Genomic DNA, 14,506 nt, shown 5'->3' with positions numbered 1-14,506 from the left:
GAAGCAATGCCGGACACCATGATTCAGCTCGCCGTACTCGACATGGCGGGCACCACCGTCGCCGATGGCGGCCTGGTCCTGCGCGCCTTCGAGGCTGCCGCCACCGCCGCCGGGATCGAGCCCGACGGCCCGCGTCGTGAGCAGGCTCGCCGCTATGTCCTCGACACCATGGGGCAGTCCAAGATCGAGGTCTTCCGCGCCCTGCTCGGTGACGAGGACGCCGCCCAGGCCGCCAACCTCGCGTTCGAGTCCGCCTACGACGCGCTGATCGACGAGGCCGACATCGCGCCGATTCCCGGTGCGGTCGAGGCGATCACCGCGGTGCGCGCGGCGGGTGTGCGGGTGGCGCTGACCACCGGCTTCAGCCGCGGCACCCAGGACAAGCTGCTGGCCGTTCTCGGGTGGGCCGACCTGGCCGACCTCACGCTGGCCCCCTCGGACGCCGGGCGTGGCCGCCCGTACCCCGACATGGTCCTCACCGCGGCCCTGCGCCTCGGCGTCGACGCGGTCGACCGGATCGCCGTGCTCGGTGACACCACCAGCGACATCGCGACCGGCCTCGCGGCGGGCGCGGGCATCGTCGCGGGCACCCTCACCGGCGCGCACACCGCCGACCAGTTGCGCGCCGCCGGCGCGACCCATGTCGTCGCCTCGGTCGCCGATTTCCCCGCGCTGGTACTGGCGCCCTGACTCCGCCGCGGCAACCCGTCGCGGTGTCTCGAAGATCCACCGTCCCTGCGATTCCCCCTCGACAACGAGACGAAAGTTGCTGTAATCGTGCGTACTTCCCTCACCGCGCGCCGCCTGTCCAAGGTCGCGCTGCTGCTGGCCGGCGTCACCGCCGTCGCGTTCACCGCGGCCTGCGGCGGCACCGGCACCGAATCCGCGGACGGCAAGACCGTCACCGTCTACTCCGCCGACGGTGTCGGTGGCTGGTACAAGAACCGGTTCGCCGAGTTCACCGCGCAGACCGGCATCGCGGTCAACCTCGTCGAGGCGGGTTCCGGCGAGGTCGTGAACCGCGTCGACAAGGAACAGTCCAACCCGCAGGCCGACGTGGTTGTCACCCTGCCGCCGTTCATCCAGAAGGCCAAGCAGTCCGGACTGCTGCAGCCCAGCGGCATCGACACCGCCGCGATCCCGGCCACCGACAAGGACGCCGAGGGCACCTACGTGACCCTGGCCAACAACTACCTGTGCTTCATCGCCAACCCCTCGGTCGACGCCTCCGCGCTGACCTGGGAGGACCTGCTGAAGCCGGAGTTCAAGGGCAAGCTGCAGTACTCCACCCCCGGCCAGGCCGGCGACGGTACCGCCGTGCTGGTGCTGCTGCAGCAGCTGCGCGGCAAGCAGGCCGCACTGGACTACCTGGCCGCGTTGCAGGCCAACAACGTCGGCCCGTCCTCCTCGACCGGCAAGCTGCAGGCCAAGGTCGACAAGGGTGAGCTGCTGATCGCCAACGGTGACGTGCAGATGAACCTGACCACGGTGCAGGAGAAGGGCTCCAAGTTCAACGTCTTCTTCCCGGCGACCGCTGGCAAGCGCTCCACCGTGTCGGTGCCGTACGTGATGGGCCTGGCCAAGGGCGCGCCGCACAAGGACGACGCCACGAAACTGATGAGCTTCCTGCTCGCCACCGACGCGCAGAGCAAGCTCGGCCCGGAGGCCTTCGCGGTGTCCCCGCGCACCGACGTGAAGGCCCCCGCCGAGGGCGGTCCGGCCGCCACACTGACCGGCGTCGAGGTGGTCGCGGTCGACTGGAACAAGGTCCTCACCGAGCTGGACGCCGATGTCGCGGCGTACCAGAAGGCAACCGGCAGCTGAATCCGGCTGTGCTGTAAGGGAGTAGACGATGTCCGACGGTGATCTCCGCACGAAGTCCGCTACCGCCGCCCGCACCGGGTCGGCCACGAACGAACCGGCGATCGTGTTCGACCGGGTCGGAGTCAGCTACGGCCGGGGCCGCAAGGCCGCGGTCGCGCTGACCGATTTCACCCTGCGCGTCGCCGTCGGCGAGACCGTCGCGCTGCTTGGCCCGAGTGGGTCGGGCAAGTCGACCGCGCTCAAGGCGCTGGCCGGTTTCGTCCGGCCCACCTCGGGCGCGGTCCGGCTGGCCGGGCGCGAGGTCACCGATCTGTCGCCCGCCAAGCGCGGGATCGGGGTCGTCGTCCAGTCCTACGCGCTGTTCCCGCACCTGAGCGTGCACGGCAATGTCGCCTTCGGGCTGAAGTCGCAGCGGGTGCCGCGAGCCGAGATCGGCGCGCGGGTCACCGAGGCGCTCGAGATGGTCGGGATGGCCGGCTACGCCCGGCGGCTGCCGCGGGAACTGTCCGGTGGGCAGCAGCAGCGGGTGGCGATCGCCCGTGCGCTGGCCATCCGGCCCGCGGTGCTGTTGCTGGACGAGCCATTGGCCGCGCTCGACGCGCAGCTACGCCACTCGATGCTCGGTGAACTGCAGCGACTGCGCAGGGCCCTGCCCGACACCGCGATGCTCTACGTCACCCACGATCAGGCCGAGGCGCTGGCGCTGGCCGACCGGATCGCGGTGATGCGCGATGCCCGGCTGGTCGACGTCGATACCGCCGAGAACCTGTGGCAGCGACCGCCCACCGATTTCACCGCCGCCTTCCTGGGTGGCGCGAACCTGGTGCCGTGCACCGTCAACCACGTCTCCGGCACGGCGGCGCTGGTCACCGCGGGCACCGCCACACTGCGCGCGCAGGCCCCGCAGCCCGGTGTCGGGCGAGCCGACTGGGCGCCGGACGACGAGGCGCTGCTGTGTCTTCGGCCGCACACCATCACCCTCGGCGCGACCGGCGACCGGGACGCCCTGCGGGCCACCGTGCTGACCTCGGTGTGGCGCGGTGCGTCGACCCGGGTCGAGCTGGCGGTCGACGGGCTGCCGGGGGCGCTGGCCGTCGATGTCCCGGGGCACTTCACCACCGAGGTCGGCGCGGCGGTCGGCGTGCGCCTGCCCGACCCGGCGGGGGTCCTGATCCCGAACAGCGTCGGCGAGAGTGTCCGGGGGACACCCGGTTCCGTCGCCGCCGGTCCGGCGGACGCGTCATGAGCGCGACGACGGTCGACCCCGGGGAGCGGCGCGTGGCGACGCGGCGCGGTGCGATGGAGGCGGCGCGGTGAGCACTCCCGTCCTCGATCCGCCCGTCCCCGCCGCGGCACCGACAGCGGCCGGCTCGCCGCGCTCCTGGCTGCCGATCCTGTGGACCCTGCCCCCGGTGCTGGTCGTGCTCGGCGTCGCCGGCTACCCGATTCTGCGGGTGCTCACCGAGTCGACGCGGACCCCGGCCGGGCGTGGCACCGAGGTGTGGACCTCGGTGCTGGGCTCGGAGTCGTTCCGGGACGCGTTGTGGCGCACCGTGTCCATCGCCGTCTGCGCGACCGCGGGCTGCCTGGTGCTCGGGACGTTCCTGGCGATCGTGCTCGCGTTCGTCCCGTTTCCCGGTGCGGGCCTGGTCGGCAGGCTCATCGACACCATTCTGACGCTGCCCTCGTTCCTGATCACCCTCGCGTTCACCTTCCTCTACGGCACGGCGGGCGCGGTGAACGCCCTGCTGGCCGAGCTGACCGGCGCGACCCAGCCGGTCGTCGATTTCCTCACCACCCCGCTCGGGGTGATCCTGGCCGAGATCACCTATTTCACGCCGTTCGTGGTGCGGCCGGTGCTGGCCGCGTTCGCGCAGCTGCCGCGCGAACAGCTCGACGTGGCCGCCAGTCTGGGCGCCTCGCCGTGGCGGGTGCTGCGGCAGGTGGTGCTGCCCGAGGCGTGGCCCGCGCTCGCGGCGGGCGGCAGCCTGGTCCTGTTGCTGACGCTCAACGAGTTCGGCATCGTGCTGTTCACCGGGGCGAAGGGGGTGATCACGCTGCCCGCGCTGATCTACACCCGCGGCATCGTCACCTTCGATCTGCCCGGCGCCGCGGTGCTGGCCTCGGTGCAGGTGCTGCTCTCGCTCTCCCTGTACCTGACCTACCGGCTCGTCTTCGCCCGGTTCACCGCTCGCCCGAAGGGGGATTGATCGTGCTCGTGTGGACTCCCCGGGGAAAGGCCCTGGTGCTCGGCGTGTTCGGGCTGGTGGTCGCGGTGGTGTTCGTCGCCCCGATCGCCACGGTGGTCGCCGCCGCCTTGGCCGGTAGCTGGACCGGCCCGCTGCCCTCGGACCTCGGCTTCACCACGATCGGCAACGCGCTCAGCGGCGAGCAGGCCGCCAGTCTGTCGGTGAGCCTGCAGACCGCCCTGCTGGCCGGGGCGATCTCGCTGGTCCTCGGCACCTGGGCCGCGCTCGCCTCGCGGGAAGCGCCGGCCTGGCTGCGCCGGCTGACCGACGCGGTGTTCCACCTGCCGGTCGCGGTGCCCTCGGTCGCGGTCGGCCTCGGTGTGCTCATCGCGTTCAACGAGCGCCCGCTGCTGCTCGGCGGCACCAAGTGGATCGTGATCGTGGCGCACGCGGTGCTGGTGCTGGCGTACGCGTTCAGCGCGGTGTCCGCCGCGCTGGACCGGCTCGACCCGGCGTACCGGCAGGCCGCCGAATCCCTCGGCGCCGGGCCGGTACGTGTGCTGTGCCAGATCACCCTGCCGTTGCTGCTGCCCGCCCTCGGGGCGGCGGCCGGTCTGGCCGTCGCGCTGTCCATGGGTGAGCTGGGCGCGACGATCATGGTCTACCCGGCCACCTGGAAGACGTTGCCCGTCAGCATCTTCGCCCAGACCGACCGCGGCGAAGTGTTCGACGCCGCGGCCGGGACCACGGTCCTCGTCGTCGTGACATTGGTGGTCCTGGTCGTCCTCGGTCGGGTGCGGGGACGGGCCGCGCTGCGCTGATTCGTTCCGGTACGAGGCGGGCGCCAGCCGTCACCGCCACCGGGAACCGACCCCGGGACCTCCGCGGGAGACGGTGGCCTCGTGCCGGCGTCCGACCAGGCGCCGTTCACAGGAGGGCGGCGGCGTCGACGGCGGTGAGGCCGCCGTCGACGCGCAGGTCGTGGCCGTTGACGTAGGCGGCGTCGGCGGAAGCCAGGAAGGCGACGGCGGCGGCGACATCATCGGCGGTGCCCACTCGACCGGCGGGGGACAGGCCCGCGACACCTGCCTGGGCGGCGTCGGAGAGTTCGGCGCGCAAGGCCGGGGTGTCGATATAGCCGGGGCTGACCGAGTTCACGCGGATCCGACGCGGCGCCCATTCGGCGGCGAGCGTGCGGGTCAGGTTGTGGACAGCGGCCTTGCTCGCCGAGTACAGCGCGGCGCCGGGGACGCCGCGGTGCAGGCCGAAGGAGGCGTTGATGACGATCGCGGCGTGCTCGGGCAGCAGCGGCGACGTCTTCTGGAGGGTGAAGAACGCGGCCTTGACGTTGGCGGCGATCACCTCGTCGAACAACGCGCCGGTGACCTGGTCGATCGGCTGGAACGAGCCGATGCCCGCATTGGCGAAGACCACGTCGAGGCGGCCGTAGCGAGCGGCGAGGGCGGCCACCAGAGTGTCCAGGTCGTCGAGATCGGTGACATCGCCCGCGATGCCGTGCGCCCGCGCCCCGAGCTCGGCCACCGCCGCGTCCAGCCTGCCCTTGTCGCGCCCGGTCACCACGACCTCGGCCCCTTCGGCGAGCAGCCGGCGCGCGGTCGCCAGACCCATGCCACTGGTGCCGCCGGTGATCAGCGCGGTCTTGCCGTCGAATCGAGAACTGTTGTGCGTCATGGATTCAGCGTGGCCGTCGACGCGCCGCGCAGACAGTGCGCAGTTATCCGGGGTGTGCAACCACCAGGCTCGGCGCCCCCGGCGGCACGGATCGTGTGTGGCCGCGGCGTGCTCGCTGTCGGTTCGGCCACCCGCCGACTGCGCGATGCCGGACGGCGTTCCGTGGTGCCACGGGTTCCGCCGCGAGCGTGCCGGCGGGAAGGGCGTCGTGGGTCAGGCGGATTCGGTCAGGCGCAGACGCGGCAGGCGGGCGAGCCGTTCGGCGGTGTCGGTGCCCGGCTTCGGGTTGTAGAGCACGACAGACCAATTCGGGTGGTCGGCGACGGTCAGCGTGGTCGCGTCGAAGAACAACTCGCCGACTTCGGGATGGTGCAGGGCATTGACGGCTTGGGCGGGCACGCCGACCTCGTGCCGTTCCCACAGTCGCGCGAAGTCGGGCTCGGCGGCGGCGAGTTCGCGTGCCACCCGGTGGAATTCGTCATCGTGTGGGGCGAGGGCGGCGTCGGCGCGATAGGCCGCGACGACCCCCGGCGCCGCGGCGTCCCACAGCTCGGGCAGTCCGCGATACCGCCGGCTGGTGAAGAAGGTGATCAGGCAGTTGTGCGGTTCGCCGTCGTCGCAGCCGAATACCCGCCCGGCGAGGGCGTTGAACGCCAGGATGTTCCAGTACCGGTCCCGCACCACGGCGGGCCCACGTTCCCAGCCGTCGATCAGCTGCCGGATCTCGACCGTCACCTCGGTCCCCGGCGTGGCGCTCGGGGGCGGAGGGTTGAGCCCGGCGAGCAGGTACAGATGCGCCCGCTCCGGCACACTCAACCGGAGCACGCCCGCCACCGCATCGAGGACTTCCCCCGAGACCGTGATGTCGCGCCCCTGCTCGAGCCACGTGTACCAAGACACCCCCACCCCGGCCAGCATCGCGACCTCTTCGCGCCGCAATCCCGGGGTGCGGCGCCGACCCGCCGCCGGTAGTCCGACGTCCGTCGGCCGGACCCGTTCCCGTCGCGACCGCAGGAAGTCGCGGAGCTGCTCGCGACGGTGGGTGGATGCTGCACTGGCCATCCCACCACGCTAACCGCGCCGCCCCGGTCTCGGCGAGGCGCCGCGGAGGAGCCAGGCTATTCCGGGCGGCGGCTGGTGAAGTCGAAGGATCCACCGTCGATGCCCCAGGAGATGACCCGGTCGGGGTGGATTCGTAGGACCACGCGTTCCTGGTGCGGGAACGGTGGCTCCTCGTCCTCGAGTGCCACCGCCTTGCCGCGCACCTCGATGCCGCGGATCACGTAGGGCTCGGCCGAGACCTGTTGGTCGACGACGAACGAGACCCGGCTGCCCGCTTCGACATTGCGGTACTTGCGACTGGTTCGCATCCGCATGCCGCCGATGTCGATGGTGCCGTCGGCGTTCACGCGATAGTTGGTGGGGTTGTTCTGGACGACGCCGTCGGGCGACACCGTGGCCAGCCTGCCGATTCCCGCCTCGGCGAGGAACTGCTGTTCATTGATGGTGAAGGTCATCTCGGTACTCCTCGGTGTCTGCGATGTCGGTGCGGTCAGAACAGGATCAGCGCGGCGCACAGGCCGGCGATGGCGATGAACTGCAAGGTGACCCGGTACTTCAGGATGCTGTCCCACTTGTCCTGCAGCGCACGGGCATCGGCCGGAATGACGCCGCTGAGCGCGGCGGCGGTCTGCTGGGAATTGATCGGCTTGGCGACGCGGACATAGAAGGCGAGCCAGGTCAGCAGCGCGGCCACCGAGATCCCGGCCGCGACAGCGGCGCCGAGCTGGCCGGCCGACAGCGCGATCACCAGCGTGAGTACCGCGGTGACCACCCCGCCCACCCCGGCGATCGGCATGCGCTTGTCGCCGTAGTAGTGACCCCACCCCGCGCTCACGGTCACGGTCGCGTCATCGAGCTTGCGGTAGACGGACCGCATGATCACGGCACCGCAGACATCGGTGCCGTAGACGACGGCATTGGCGAGGACGGCGACGGTGGCGATGATCTGGCCGGTGACAACGAGCATGGCGGGCTCCCTCTTCGTGAACTCTAGCGTCGCTAGAAGCTGGAGCAACGGTAGCATTCGAGCGCTAGCGTGTCTAGCGATGCTAGATTTCGGAGCGCTGTGGCAGCCCTGCTCGGCGGCCGCGCGGAGTCGGTGGACGGGCCTACGCTGAGCAGGTGTCGGTGCTACCTCTGATTTTCACCGCGGGCTGGGCCAGCGGGATCAACGCGTACGCGGTGGTGTTCCTGCTCGGGTTCTTCGGGCGGATCGGCTGGGCCGAGGACGTGCCGCCCGGACTCGAACGCACCGATGTGCTCGTCGCCGCCGCCATCCTCTTCGTGATCGAGGCCGTGGCCGACAAGATCCCGTATCTGGATTCGTTCTGGGACGCCGTGCACACCGTCGTGCGGCCCGCGTCCGGGGCGGTGGTGGCGGCCTTGATCGCCGGGCAGGACGACTCGCTGCCCACGCTGTTCGCCGGGGCGGTCGGCGGCACGACGGCCCTGGCCAGCCACATCGTCAAAGCCGGTACCCGGATGGCGATCAACACTTCGCCGGAACCGGTCACCAATATCGCGGTGAGTACCGCCGAGGATCTGGGCGTCGGCGGCGTCATCACCCTCGCGGTGTTCTTTCCCGTGCTGGCCGCGGTGATCGCCGCCGTCTCGCTGGCGATCGGATTGTGGGTGGTCTACGCCTGTGCCAGCCGCATCCGCCGCTACCTGCGCCGTCGTCGCGAACGCCGCGCCGCCCGCCGGGGCGAGCTGGACGCGGCGCTCGAGTAGGCGCTCGGGGAGGTCAGCGCACCTGCGGGGCGACCTTCGTGCCGAGCAGCTCGATGCTGTGCAGGACCTGCTCCGGCGGGAGCGTGCCGACGCTGGTGTGCAGCATGAACCGGTCGAGGCCGAGGGTGTCGCGGACCTCGGCGATCTTGCCCGCCACGTAGTCCGGCGTGCCGACGAACAGTGAACCGCTCTGCGAACGCAAGGCGTCGAACTGCTCGCGGGTCATCGGGCCCCAGCCGCGTTCGCGACCGATGGTGGACATGGCCAGCGCGTACGGCGCGTAGAAATCGGCCACCGCCTGCTCGTCGGTATCGGCCACATAGCCGTGCGCGTGCACCGCCACCGGCTGCTTCTCGTGGCCACCCTCGGCGAGCGCGCGGTGATACAGCTCGACCAGCGGTGTGAACCTGGCCGGCTGACCGCCGATGATCGCGATCGCCAGCGGCAGGCCGAGCAGGCCGGCGCGGATCACCGACTCCGGACTACCGCCGACCGCGATCCAGACCGGCAGCGGCCGGTCGTCGGTGCGCGGGTAGACGGTCGCGTCCCGCAGCGGCGCGCGGAACCGGCCCGACCACGTCACCGGCTCTTCCTCGCGCAGCCGCAGTAGCAGCGCCAGCTTCTCCTCGAACAGGTCGTCGTAGTCGGCGAGGTCGTAGCCGAACAGCGGGAACGACTCGGTGAACGAGCCGCGCCCGGCCATCAGCTCGGCCCGGCCGTTCGACAGCCCGTCCAATGTCGCGAAGTCCTGATACACCCGGACCGGGTCGTCGGAGCTGAGGACGGTGACCGCGCTGGTCAGCTGGATGCGCTCGGTCCGCGCCGCCGCGGCCGCCAGGACGACGGCGGGCGAGGACGCCGCGAAGTCCTTGCGGTGGTGCTCGCCGACGCCGTAGACGTCCAGGCCCGCCGCCTCGGTGGCGACGGCCTCGTCGACGACCTGGCGCAGCCGCTCGGCGGCGGTCGGCGCGGGCCGATCGCCGGTGGGGTACAGCTCGGCGAAGGTGGTCAGCCCCAGTTCCATGTGAACCTCGTCTCGGGATGTGGTCTGCTCCGGTCACCGCTTAAACGGACCGCGGTCCGGCAAAATTCCCGCGGATACGGAGGGATGCAGATTATCTATTACAAAACTATAGTGACGGTATGACCGCCCTCGCGACGACGCGCACCGAACCCGACCTGTCCTTCCTGCTCGACCGCACGAGTCATGTCCTGCGCACCCAGATGGCGGCCGCGCTGGCCGAGATCGGGCTGACGGCCCGCATGCACTGCGTGCTGGTGCACGCGCTCGAGGCCGAGCGGACCCAGGCGCAGCTCGCCGAGCTCGGCGACATGGACAAGACGACCATGGTCGTCACCGTCGACGCGCTGGAGAAGGCGGGTCTGGCCGAGCGCAAGCCGTCGAGTGCCGACCGTCGCGCGCGCATCATCGCGGTGACGCCCGCGGGGGCGAAGCTGGCCGCGCGCAGTGCCGACATCGTGGACGGCGTGCATCGGGCGGCGCTCGAATCGTTGCCGAAAGGCGAGCGGGAGACCTTGGTTCGCGCGCTGAATCTGCTGGTGGAGGGGCATCTGTCCACCGCGGTGGAGGCGGCTCCCGCGCGGCGCGCCCGGCAATAGTCCGTTATAGATTGTCTGCAACGAAACTATCTAGTACGGTCATTTCATGACCTCTTCTCAGCGCATCGCCTTGGCGGTGCTGTCGGCGGCGACGCTGATGACCATCCTCGACGGCAGCATCGTCACCGTCGCGCTGCCCGCCATCCAGGCGGATCTCGGCTTCTCGCCCGCCGGCCTGAGCTGGACCGTCAACGCCTACCTGATCGCCTTCGGTGGACTGCTCCTGCTGGCCGGACGGCTGGGCGACCTGATCGGCCGCAAGACGATGTTCCTCACCGGCACCGTCGTTTTCACCGCGGCCTCGCTGCTGGCGGGCGCGGCGACCACCCCGGCGATGCTGGTGGCGGCCCGCTTCCTGCAGGGCGTCGGCAGCGCCATCGCCGCGTCGGTGGTGCTCGGCATCCTGGTCACGATCTTTCCCGGACCGCGTGAACGGGCCACGGCCATCGGCATTTTCAGCTTCACCGGCGCGGCGGGGGCCTCGATCGGGCAGGTGCTCGGCGGCGTGCTCACCGATGCGCTGAACTGGCACTGGATCTTCCTGATCAATGTGCCGATCGGGCTGGTGACGATGCTCGTCGCCGTTAGGGCGCTGCCGGCCGATCGCGGTCTGGGGTGGGCGGCGGGCGCCGACGTGTTCGGGGCCGTCCTGGTCACCGCCGGTCTGATGCTCGGGATCTACACCATCGTCGAGGTCGAGCGGTACGGCTGGGTGTCGCCACGCACCCTGGGGCTCGCGGCGTCGGCCGTCGCGCTGCTCGTCGCGTTCGTCGTCCGGCAGGCCACCGCGCGCAAGCCGCTCCTGCCGTTGCGGATCTTCCGCTCGCGCGCCGTCTCCGGCGCCAATGTGGTGCAGATGCTGACGCTGTCGGCGATGTTCGCCTTCCAGATCATCGTCGCGCTGTACCTGCAGAAGGTACTGGGCTACAACGCCTTGCAGACCGGTCTGGCCATGCTGCCCGCCGCGGTCGCCATCGGCGGGGTATCGCTGTTCGCCTCGGCCCGGCTGATGACACGCTTCGGCGAACGGGCCGTGCTGATCGCCGGCCTGGTGCTGCTGCTGGTCGGCATGTCGTGGCTGATGCGGCTGCCCGTCGACGCCGACTATGTCACCGATCTGCTGCCCATGATGGTGTTGATCGCCGGTGGCGGCCTGGTGCTGCCCGCGCTCACCGCACTGGGCATGTCGGGTGCCTCGGCCGATGACGCCGGGCTCGCCTCTGGCCTGTTCAACACCACTCAGCAGGTCGGGATGGCGATCGGAATCGCGGTCCTGTCCACCCTCGCCGCTACCAGGACCGGCGCCCAACTCGCCTCGGGTGCTACCGAAGCCGTCGCGTTGACCAGCGGCTACCGGCTCGCGTTCACCGTCGCGGCCGGGCTGCTCGCAGCGGCGCTGCTCGTCAGCGTGACGGTGCTGCGCCGCACGCGGCCCGCCACCGAAGTCACCCCGGCGGCGGACGCGGTCCCCGCGTTCTGACCGGCCGACCGCCGGGCGATCGAGGAGCGTCGCCCGCCGGGATTCGCCGCACGGCGACTGCTCGCGCCGACCCCGCACGCGGTGGTTACCGGGAACGCGGCGGTGCCGTGGCCGGCTGGCCGTCGAACCAGCTGACCAGTTCCGGGTCGTCCAGACCGTCCGCGACCAGCAGCGCCGCGGACAGATCGTGCGAGCGGGTATAGGCGTTCTGCGCCGCGACGCACGGCACCCGGGCCGCTGTCGCGGCGAGCACGCCATTGGCGGAATCCTCCACGGCGACAACGTGCTCGGGAGCGGACCCGGTGCGGGCCAGAACCTCGAGATACACCGCCGGACTCGGTTTGAGGTCGGGCACCTCCGTCCCGGTGACCACGGTGTCGAACACCTCGCCGAAGGCGTTGCGCAGCAACGGTTCCACCCACGCGCGGGTGCCCGTGGTGGCCACATGCAGCGCGACACCGCGGGCGGCGAGCCGTTCGATGAGCTCCCGGGCGCCCGGCCTCGGCTGGATCTGCCCGTCCTCGACCAGGCTCCGCATGATCCGGGTCTTGGCGGGGTGTAGTCGTTGCGCGAGTTCTCTGGCCTGGTCGGCTGAGCGCCCGGTGCTCTCGAACCAGTGGGTCATCCGCTGGGCGCCACCGGCGATCCGCAGCAGTTCCCCGTAGCGGTCGACATCCCAGCGGTCGGGGAGTCCGGCTTCGGCGAAGGCCGCGTTGAACGCCACCCGGTGGCCGTCGCGTTCGCTGTCGACCAGGGTGCCGTCGACATCGAAGATCACCGCCTCCAGGCGGGTCATCGCGCGCTGCCCAGATGGTCGCGGATGCGGGCGAGCGCCGACGACACGGTGAAGCCGTGGTGGGCCATGACCTCGGCGCCGGGACCGCTGTGCCCGAACTCGTCGATGCCGATCGCCAGGTCGACCACGCCAGCCCAGGCCGTGGTCGTGCCCGCCTCGATGCTGACGGTGCACGCCGAGGGATCGGGGGAGTAGCGCGTGCGATCCAGCACCGACACCACCCGCACGAGATGGCCGTCAGCGCGGAGTTTCTCGGCGACCGCCGCCGCCAGTGCGACTTCCGAACCGGTGGCGACGAGCTCGACGGTGCGATGTTCCTCGCCGATCAGCGGCTCGGCGACAGCGACCGCGCCATCGTCGGCGGTGGGCGGGGAGCCGACGACGGCGGCGTCCGAAGGCTTGCCGGTGGCTGTCACTCGCGGGGCGGGCACGAGGTCCGCGGCGCCGGGACCGTCGGCCGCGGCGGGCCGGGGCGTGACAGTGGGTTGGGGTGCTCGGCGGTGGGTGTCGTGCTGCGGCAGCGACTGTCGGGACAGGATCAGCGCGGTCGGCCCGTCGGTGCGGGTCAGCGCGAGTTCCCAGGCGAGCGCGGTCTCGGCATCGTCGGCCGGGCGCAGCACCTGGAGACCGGGGATGACGCGCAGCGATTCGAGGTGTTCGACGGGCTGGTGGGTCGGCCCGTCCTCGCCGACGGCGATGGAATCGTGGGTGAGCACGTAGATCACGGGCTGACCCATCAGCGCCGACAATCGCAGCGCGGGCCGCAGGTAGTCGGCGAACACCAGGAACGTACTGCCGAACACGCGGAACCCGCCGTGCAGGCTGATTCCGTTGAGGACGGCGGCCATGCCGAACTCGCGGATGCCGAACGCGATCGCGGTGGGTGCGTAGTCGTCCCCGCGCACGACCGGGCCGAACGCGGTGCCGGTCGAGCCCGCCAGGTCGGCCGAGCCGCCCACCAGCTCCGGCAGGATCGGGCGCAGGGCGTCCAGGCACGCCTGCGAGGACTGCCGGGTCGCCCGTGGCGCGTCGCCGACGATCCCGGACAGCGCGTCGGCCAGACCGTCGGGCAGTGTCCGCGCACCGGCCCTGGCGAACTCGTCGGCGCGTCGCGGTGCGGCAGCGGCGAATTCGGTAAACCGGCCGAGCCAGTCGGCCCGGTCCTCGGCGCCGAGCCCGGCGAGCACCGCGCACGTCGCGGCGACCTGCTCGGGCACCGTGAACGGCGGAAACGTCCATCCCGCGAGCTCTTTGGCCCGCGCCAGCTGATCGGCGCCCAACGGTGATCCGTGCGCCTTCGCCGTGCCGGCCACGTCGGGCGCACCGTGCCCGATCACCGTCCGGACAGCGAGGAAGCTCGGCCGGGGATCGTCCTTCGCCCGGGTCAGCGCCGCGTCGATCGCGGCGATATCGGTGCCGTCGGGCACCGCCTCGGTGTGCCAGCCGTAGGCGGCGAAGCGGGCGAGCTGGTCGTCGCCGCAGGCCCGGTCCACCGCGCCGTCGATGGTGATGGCGTTGTCGTCCCACAGCACGATCAACCGGCCCAGCCGCAGCTGCCCGGCGAGCGAGGCCGCCTCGTGGCTGACGCCCTCCATCAGGCAGCCGTCGCCGACGATCGCGTAGGTGCGGTGGTCGGTGAACTCGGGGTAGCGGGCGTGGGTCATGCGCTCCGCCAACGCCATACCGACCGCCATCGCCAGCCCCTGGCCGAGCGGGCCGGTCGTGCACTCCACCCCCGGCGTCTCGCCGTACTCGGGATGGCCCGGCGTGCGCGACCCGAGCTGGCGGAACCGGCGCAGCTCCGCGATGGGCAGGTCGTAGCCGAACAGGTGCAGTAGCCCGTACAGCAGTGCCGAACCGTGCCCGGCGGACAGCACGAACCGATCGCGGTCGGCCCAGCCGGGGTCGGCCGGATCGTGGCGCAGATGCCTGCTCCACAGCGTCCACGCCATCGGCGCCGCCCCCATCGGCATCCCGGGATGCCCGGAGTTCGCGGCCTCGACCATGTCGGCGGCGAGGAAGCGCAGGGTGTCGACGGCGAGCCGGTCGGTGTCGACGGCGGACACGACGAGCGGCCGATGAACAGTGGATTCCGGCATGGGTGGCGCCTTT

At 71.3% G+C, this 14,506-nt stretch carries 15 protein-coding genes; 8 read left to right on the top strand and 7 right to left on the bottom strand.

The features are described 5' to 3' along the window. Positions 1–6: 6 nt before the first annotated feature. The 5 genes from ACIO52_RS26935 to ACIO52_RS26915 all read left to right on the top strand — a co-directional run bounded on the left by ACIO52_RS26935 (position 7) and on the right by ACIO52_RS26915 (position 4,834). On the top strand, positions 7–690 hold the full coding sequence (locus ACIO52_RS26935) for a phosphonatase-like hydrolase (protein WP_316575554.1): 684 nt from the start codon (positions 7–9) through the stop codon (positions 688–690). Between the two features lie 87 nt (positions 691–777). After that, positions 778–1,824, top strand: coding sequence for a 2-aminoethylphosphonate ABC transporter substrate-binding protein (locus ACIO52_RS26930; protein WP_218718475.1), 1,047 nt, complete (start codon positions 778–780; stop codon positions 1,822–1,824). Between the two features lie 28 nt (positions 1,825–1,852). Continuing rightward, positions 1,853–3,070 carry an ABC transporter ATP-binding protein gene (locus tag ACIO52_RS26925; protein WP_402647781.1) on the top strand — a complete coding sequence of 406 codons (1,218 nt, stop codon included), beginning with the start codon at positions 1,853–1,855 and terminating at the stop codon, positions 3,068–3,070. A gap of 67 nt (positions 3,071–3,137) precedes the next feature. Continuing rightward, positions 3,138–4,034, top strand: coding sequence for a 2-aminoethylphosphonate ABC transporter permease subunit (locus tag ACIO52_RS26920; protein ID WP_402647778.1), 897 nt, complete (start codon positions 3,138–3,140; stop codon positions 4,032–4,034). 2 nt (positions 4,035–4,036) lie between these two features. Further along, positions 4,037–4,834, top strand: a complete 798-nt coding sequence (locus ACIO52_RS26915) for an ABC transporter permease (protein WP_402647775.1) — start codon at positions 4,037–4,039, stop codon at positions 4,832–4,834. A 106-nt stretch (positions 4,835–4,940) separates the two neighbouring features. On the opposite strand, the gene ACIO52_RS26910 is transcribed toward ACIO52_RS26915, so the two are convergent. The 4 genes from ACIO52_RS26910 to ACIO52_RS26895 form a co-directional block, all read right to left on the bottom strand. Beyond that, the gene (locus tag ACIO52_RS26910) at positions 4,941–5,705 is read right to left on the bottom strand and encodes a glucose 1-dehydrogenase (RefSeq protein ID WP_218718471.1); all 765 of its coding nucleotides are present in this window, start codon (positions 5,703–5,705) and stop codon (positions 4,941–4,943) included. Positions 5,706–5,918: 213 nt separating this feature from the next. Beyond that, the gene (locus tag ACIO52_RS26905) at positions 5,919–6,767 is read right to left on the bottom strand and encodes a helix-turn-helix transcriptional regulator (protein WP_402647772.1); all 849 of its coding nucleotides are present in this window, start codon (positions 6,765–6,767) and stop codon (positions 5,919–5,921) included. A gap of 56 nt (positions 6,768–6,823) precedes the next feature. Next, the gene (locus tag ACIO52_RS26900; protein ID WP_342800413.1) at positions 6,824–7,222 is read right to left on the bottom strand and encodes a PPOX class F420-dependent oxidoreductase; all 399 of its coding nucleotides are present in this window, start codon (positions 7,220–7,222) and stop codon (positions 6,824–6,826) included. Between the two features lie 35 nt (positions 7,223–7,257). Continuing rightward, positions 7,258–7,734, bottom strand: a complete 477-nt coding sequence (locus ACIO52_RS26895; protein ID WP_218718468.1) for a DUF1772 domain-containing protein — start codon at positions 7,732–7,734, stop codon at positions 7,258–7,260. Between the two features lie 155 nt (positions 7,735–7,889). Here ACIO52_RS26895 and ACIO52_RS26890 point away from each other — a divergent pair, with 155 nt between their 5' ends. Further along, on the top strand, positions 7,890–8,498 hold the full coding sequence (locus tag ACIO52_RS26890) for a DUF4126 domain-containing protein (RefSeq protein ID WP_402647767.1): 609 nt from the start codon (positions 7,890–7,892) through the stop codon (positions 8,496–8,498). A gap of 13 nt (positions 8,499–8,511) precedes the next feature. On the opposite strand, the gene ACIO52_RS26885 is transcribed toward ACIO52_RS26890, so the two are convergent. Next, positions 8,512–9,522, bottom strand: coding sequence for an LLM class flavin-dependent oxidoreductase (locus ACIO52_RS26885; RefSeq protein ID WP_342800415.1), 1,011 nt, complete (start codon positions 9,520–9,522; stop codon positions 8,512–8,514). Between the two features lie 119 nt (positions 9,523–9,641). Between ACIO52_RS26885 and ACIO52_RS26880 the strand changes: the two genes are divergently transcribed. Both ACIO52_RS26880 and ACIO52_RS26875 read left to right on the top strand, forming a co-directional pair. Continuing rightward, complete coding sequence (locus tag ACIO52_RS26880) at positions 9,642–10,118, top strand: MarR family winged helix-turn-helix transcriptional regulator (RefSeq protein WP_402647764.1); 477 nt, start codon at positions 9,642–9,644, stop codon at positions 10,116–10,118. Between the two features lie 46 nt (positions 10,119–10,164). Then, positions 10,165–11,598: a DHA2 family efflux MFS transporter permease subunit gene (locus ACIO52_RS26875; RefSeq protein WP_342800416.1), complete on the top strand. Its 1,434-nt coding sequence runs from the start codon at positions 10,165–10,167 to the stop codon at positions 11,596–11,598. Between the two features lie 85 nt (positions 11,599–11,683). On the opposite strand, the gene ACIO52_RS26870 is transcribed toward ACIO52_RS26875, so the two are convergent. Together ACIO52_RS26870 and ACIO52_RS26865 are read right to left on the bottom strand one after the other, a co-directional pair. Next, positions 11,684–12,394: an HAD-IA family hydrolase gene (locus ACIO52_RS26870; protein ID WP_218718463.1), complete on the bottom strand. Its 711-nt coding sequence runs from the start codon at positions 12,392–12,394 to the stop codon at positions 11,684–11,686. After that, on the bottom strand, positions 12,391–14,493 hold the full coding sequence (locus ACIO52_RS26865; RefSeq protein WP_402647760.1) for a transketolase family protein: 2,103 nt from the start codon (positions 14,491–14,493) through the stop codon (positions 12,391–12,393). The genes ACIO52_RS26870 and ACIO52_RS26865 overlap by 4 nt, the downstream gene beginning before the upstream one ends. Positions 14,494–14,506 lie beyond the last annotated feature (13 nt).

The sequence above is a fragment of the Nocardia sp. NPDC087230 genome, from assembly GCF_044744725.1.
GTDB classification, from domain to species: Bacteria; Actinomycetota; Actinomycetes; order Mycobacteriales; family Mycobacteriaceae; genus Nocardia; species Nocardia canadensis.
This window is presented reverse-complemented; position numbering and strand designations above follow the sequence as displayed.

What these genes read in the sequence shown, in the direction of transcription:
- ACIO52_RS26935 (WP_316575554.1), top strand. Translation starts at nt 7, where the DNA reads ATGCCGGACACCATGATTCAGCTCGCCGTACTCGACATGGCGGGCACC.
- ACIO52_RS26925 (WP_402647781.1), top strand. Translation starts at nt 1,853, where the DNA reads ATGTCCGACGGTGATCTCCGCACGAAGTCCGCTACCGCCGCCCGCACC.
- ACIO52_RS26910 (WP_218718471.1), bottom strand. Translation starts at nt 5,705, where the DNA reads ATGACGCACAACAGTTCTCGATTCGACGGCAAGACCGCGCTGATCACC.
- ACIO52_RS26905 (WP_402647772.1), bottom strand. Translation starts at nt 6,767, where the DNA reads ATGGCCAGTGCAGCATCCACCCACCGTCGCGAGCAGCTCCGCGACTTC.
- ACIO52_RS26900 (WP_342800413.1), bottom strand. Translation starts at nt 7,222, where the DNA reads ATGACCTTCACCATCAATGAACAGCAGTTCCTCGCCGAGGCGGGAATC.
- ACIO52_RS26895 (WP_218718468.1), bottom strand. Translation starts at nt 7,734, where the DNA reads ATGCTCGTTGTCACCGGCCAGATCATCGCCACCGTCGCCGTCCTCGCC.
- ACIO52_RS26885 (WP_342800415.1), bottom strand. Translation starts at nt 9,522, where the DNA reads ATGGAACTGGGGCTGACCACCTTCGCCGAGCTGTACCCCACCGGCGAT.
- ACIO52_RS26880 (WP_402647764.1), top strand. Translation starts at nt 9,642, where the DNA reads ATGACCGCCCTCGCGACGACGCGCACCGAACCCGACCTGTCCTTCCTG.
- ACIO52_RS26875 (WP_342800416.1), top strand. Translation starts at nt 10,165, where the DNA reads ATGACCTCTTCTCAGCGCATCGCCTTGGCGGTGCTGTCGGCGGCGACG.
- ACIO52_RS26870 (WP_218718463.1), bottom strand. Translation starts at nt 12,394, where the DNA reads ATGACCCGCCTGGAGGCGGTGATCTTCGATGTCGACGGCACCCTGGTC.
- ACIO52_RS26865 (WP_402647760.1), bottom strand. Translation starts at nt 14,493, where the DNA reads ATGCCGGAATCCACTGTTCATCGGCCGCTCGTCGTGTCCGCCGTCGAC.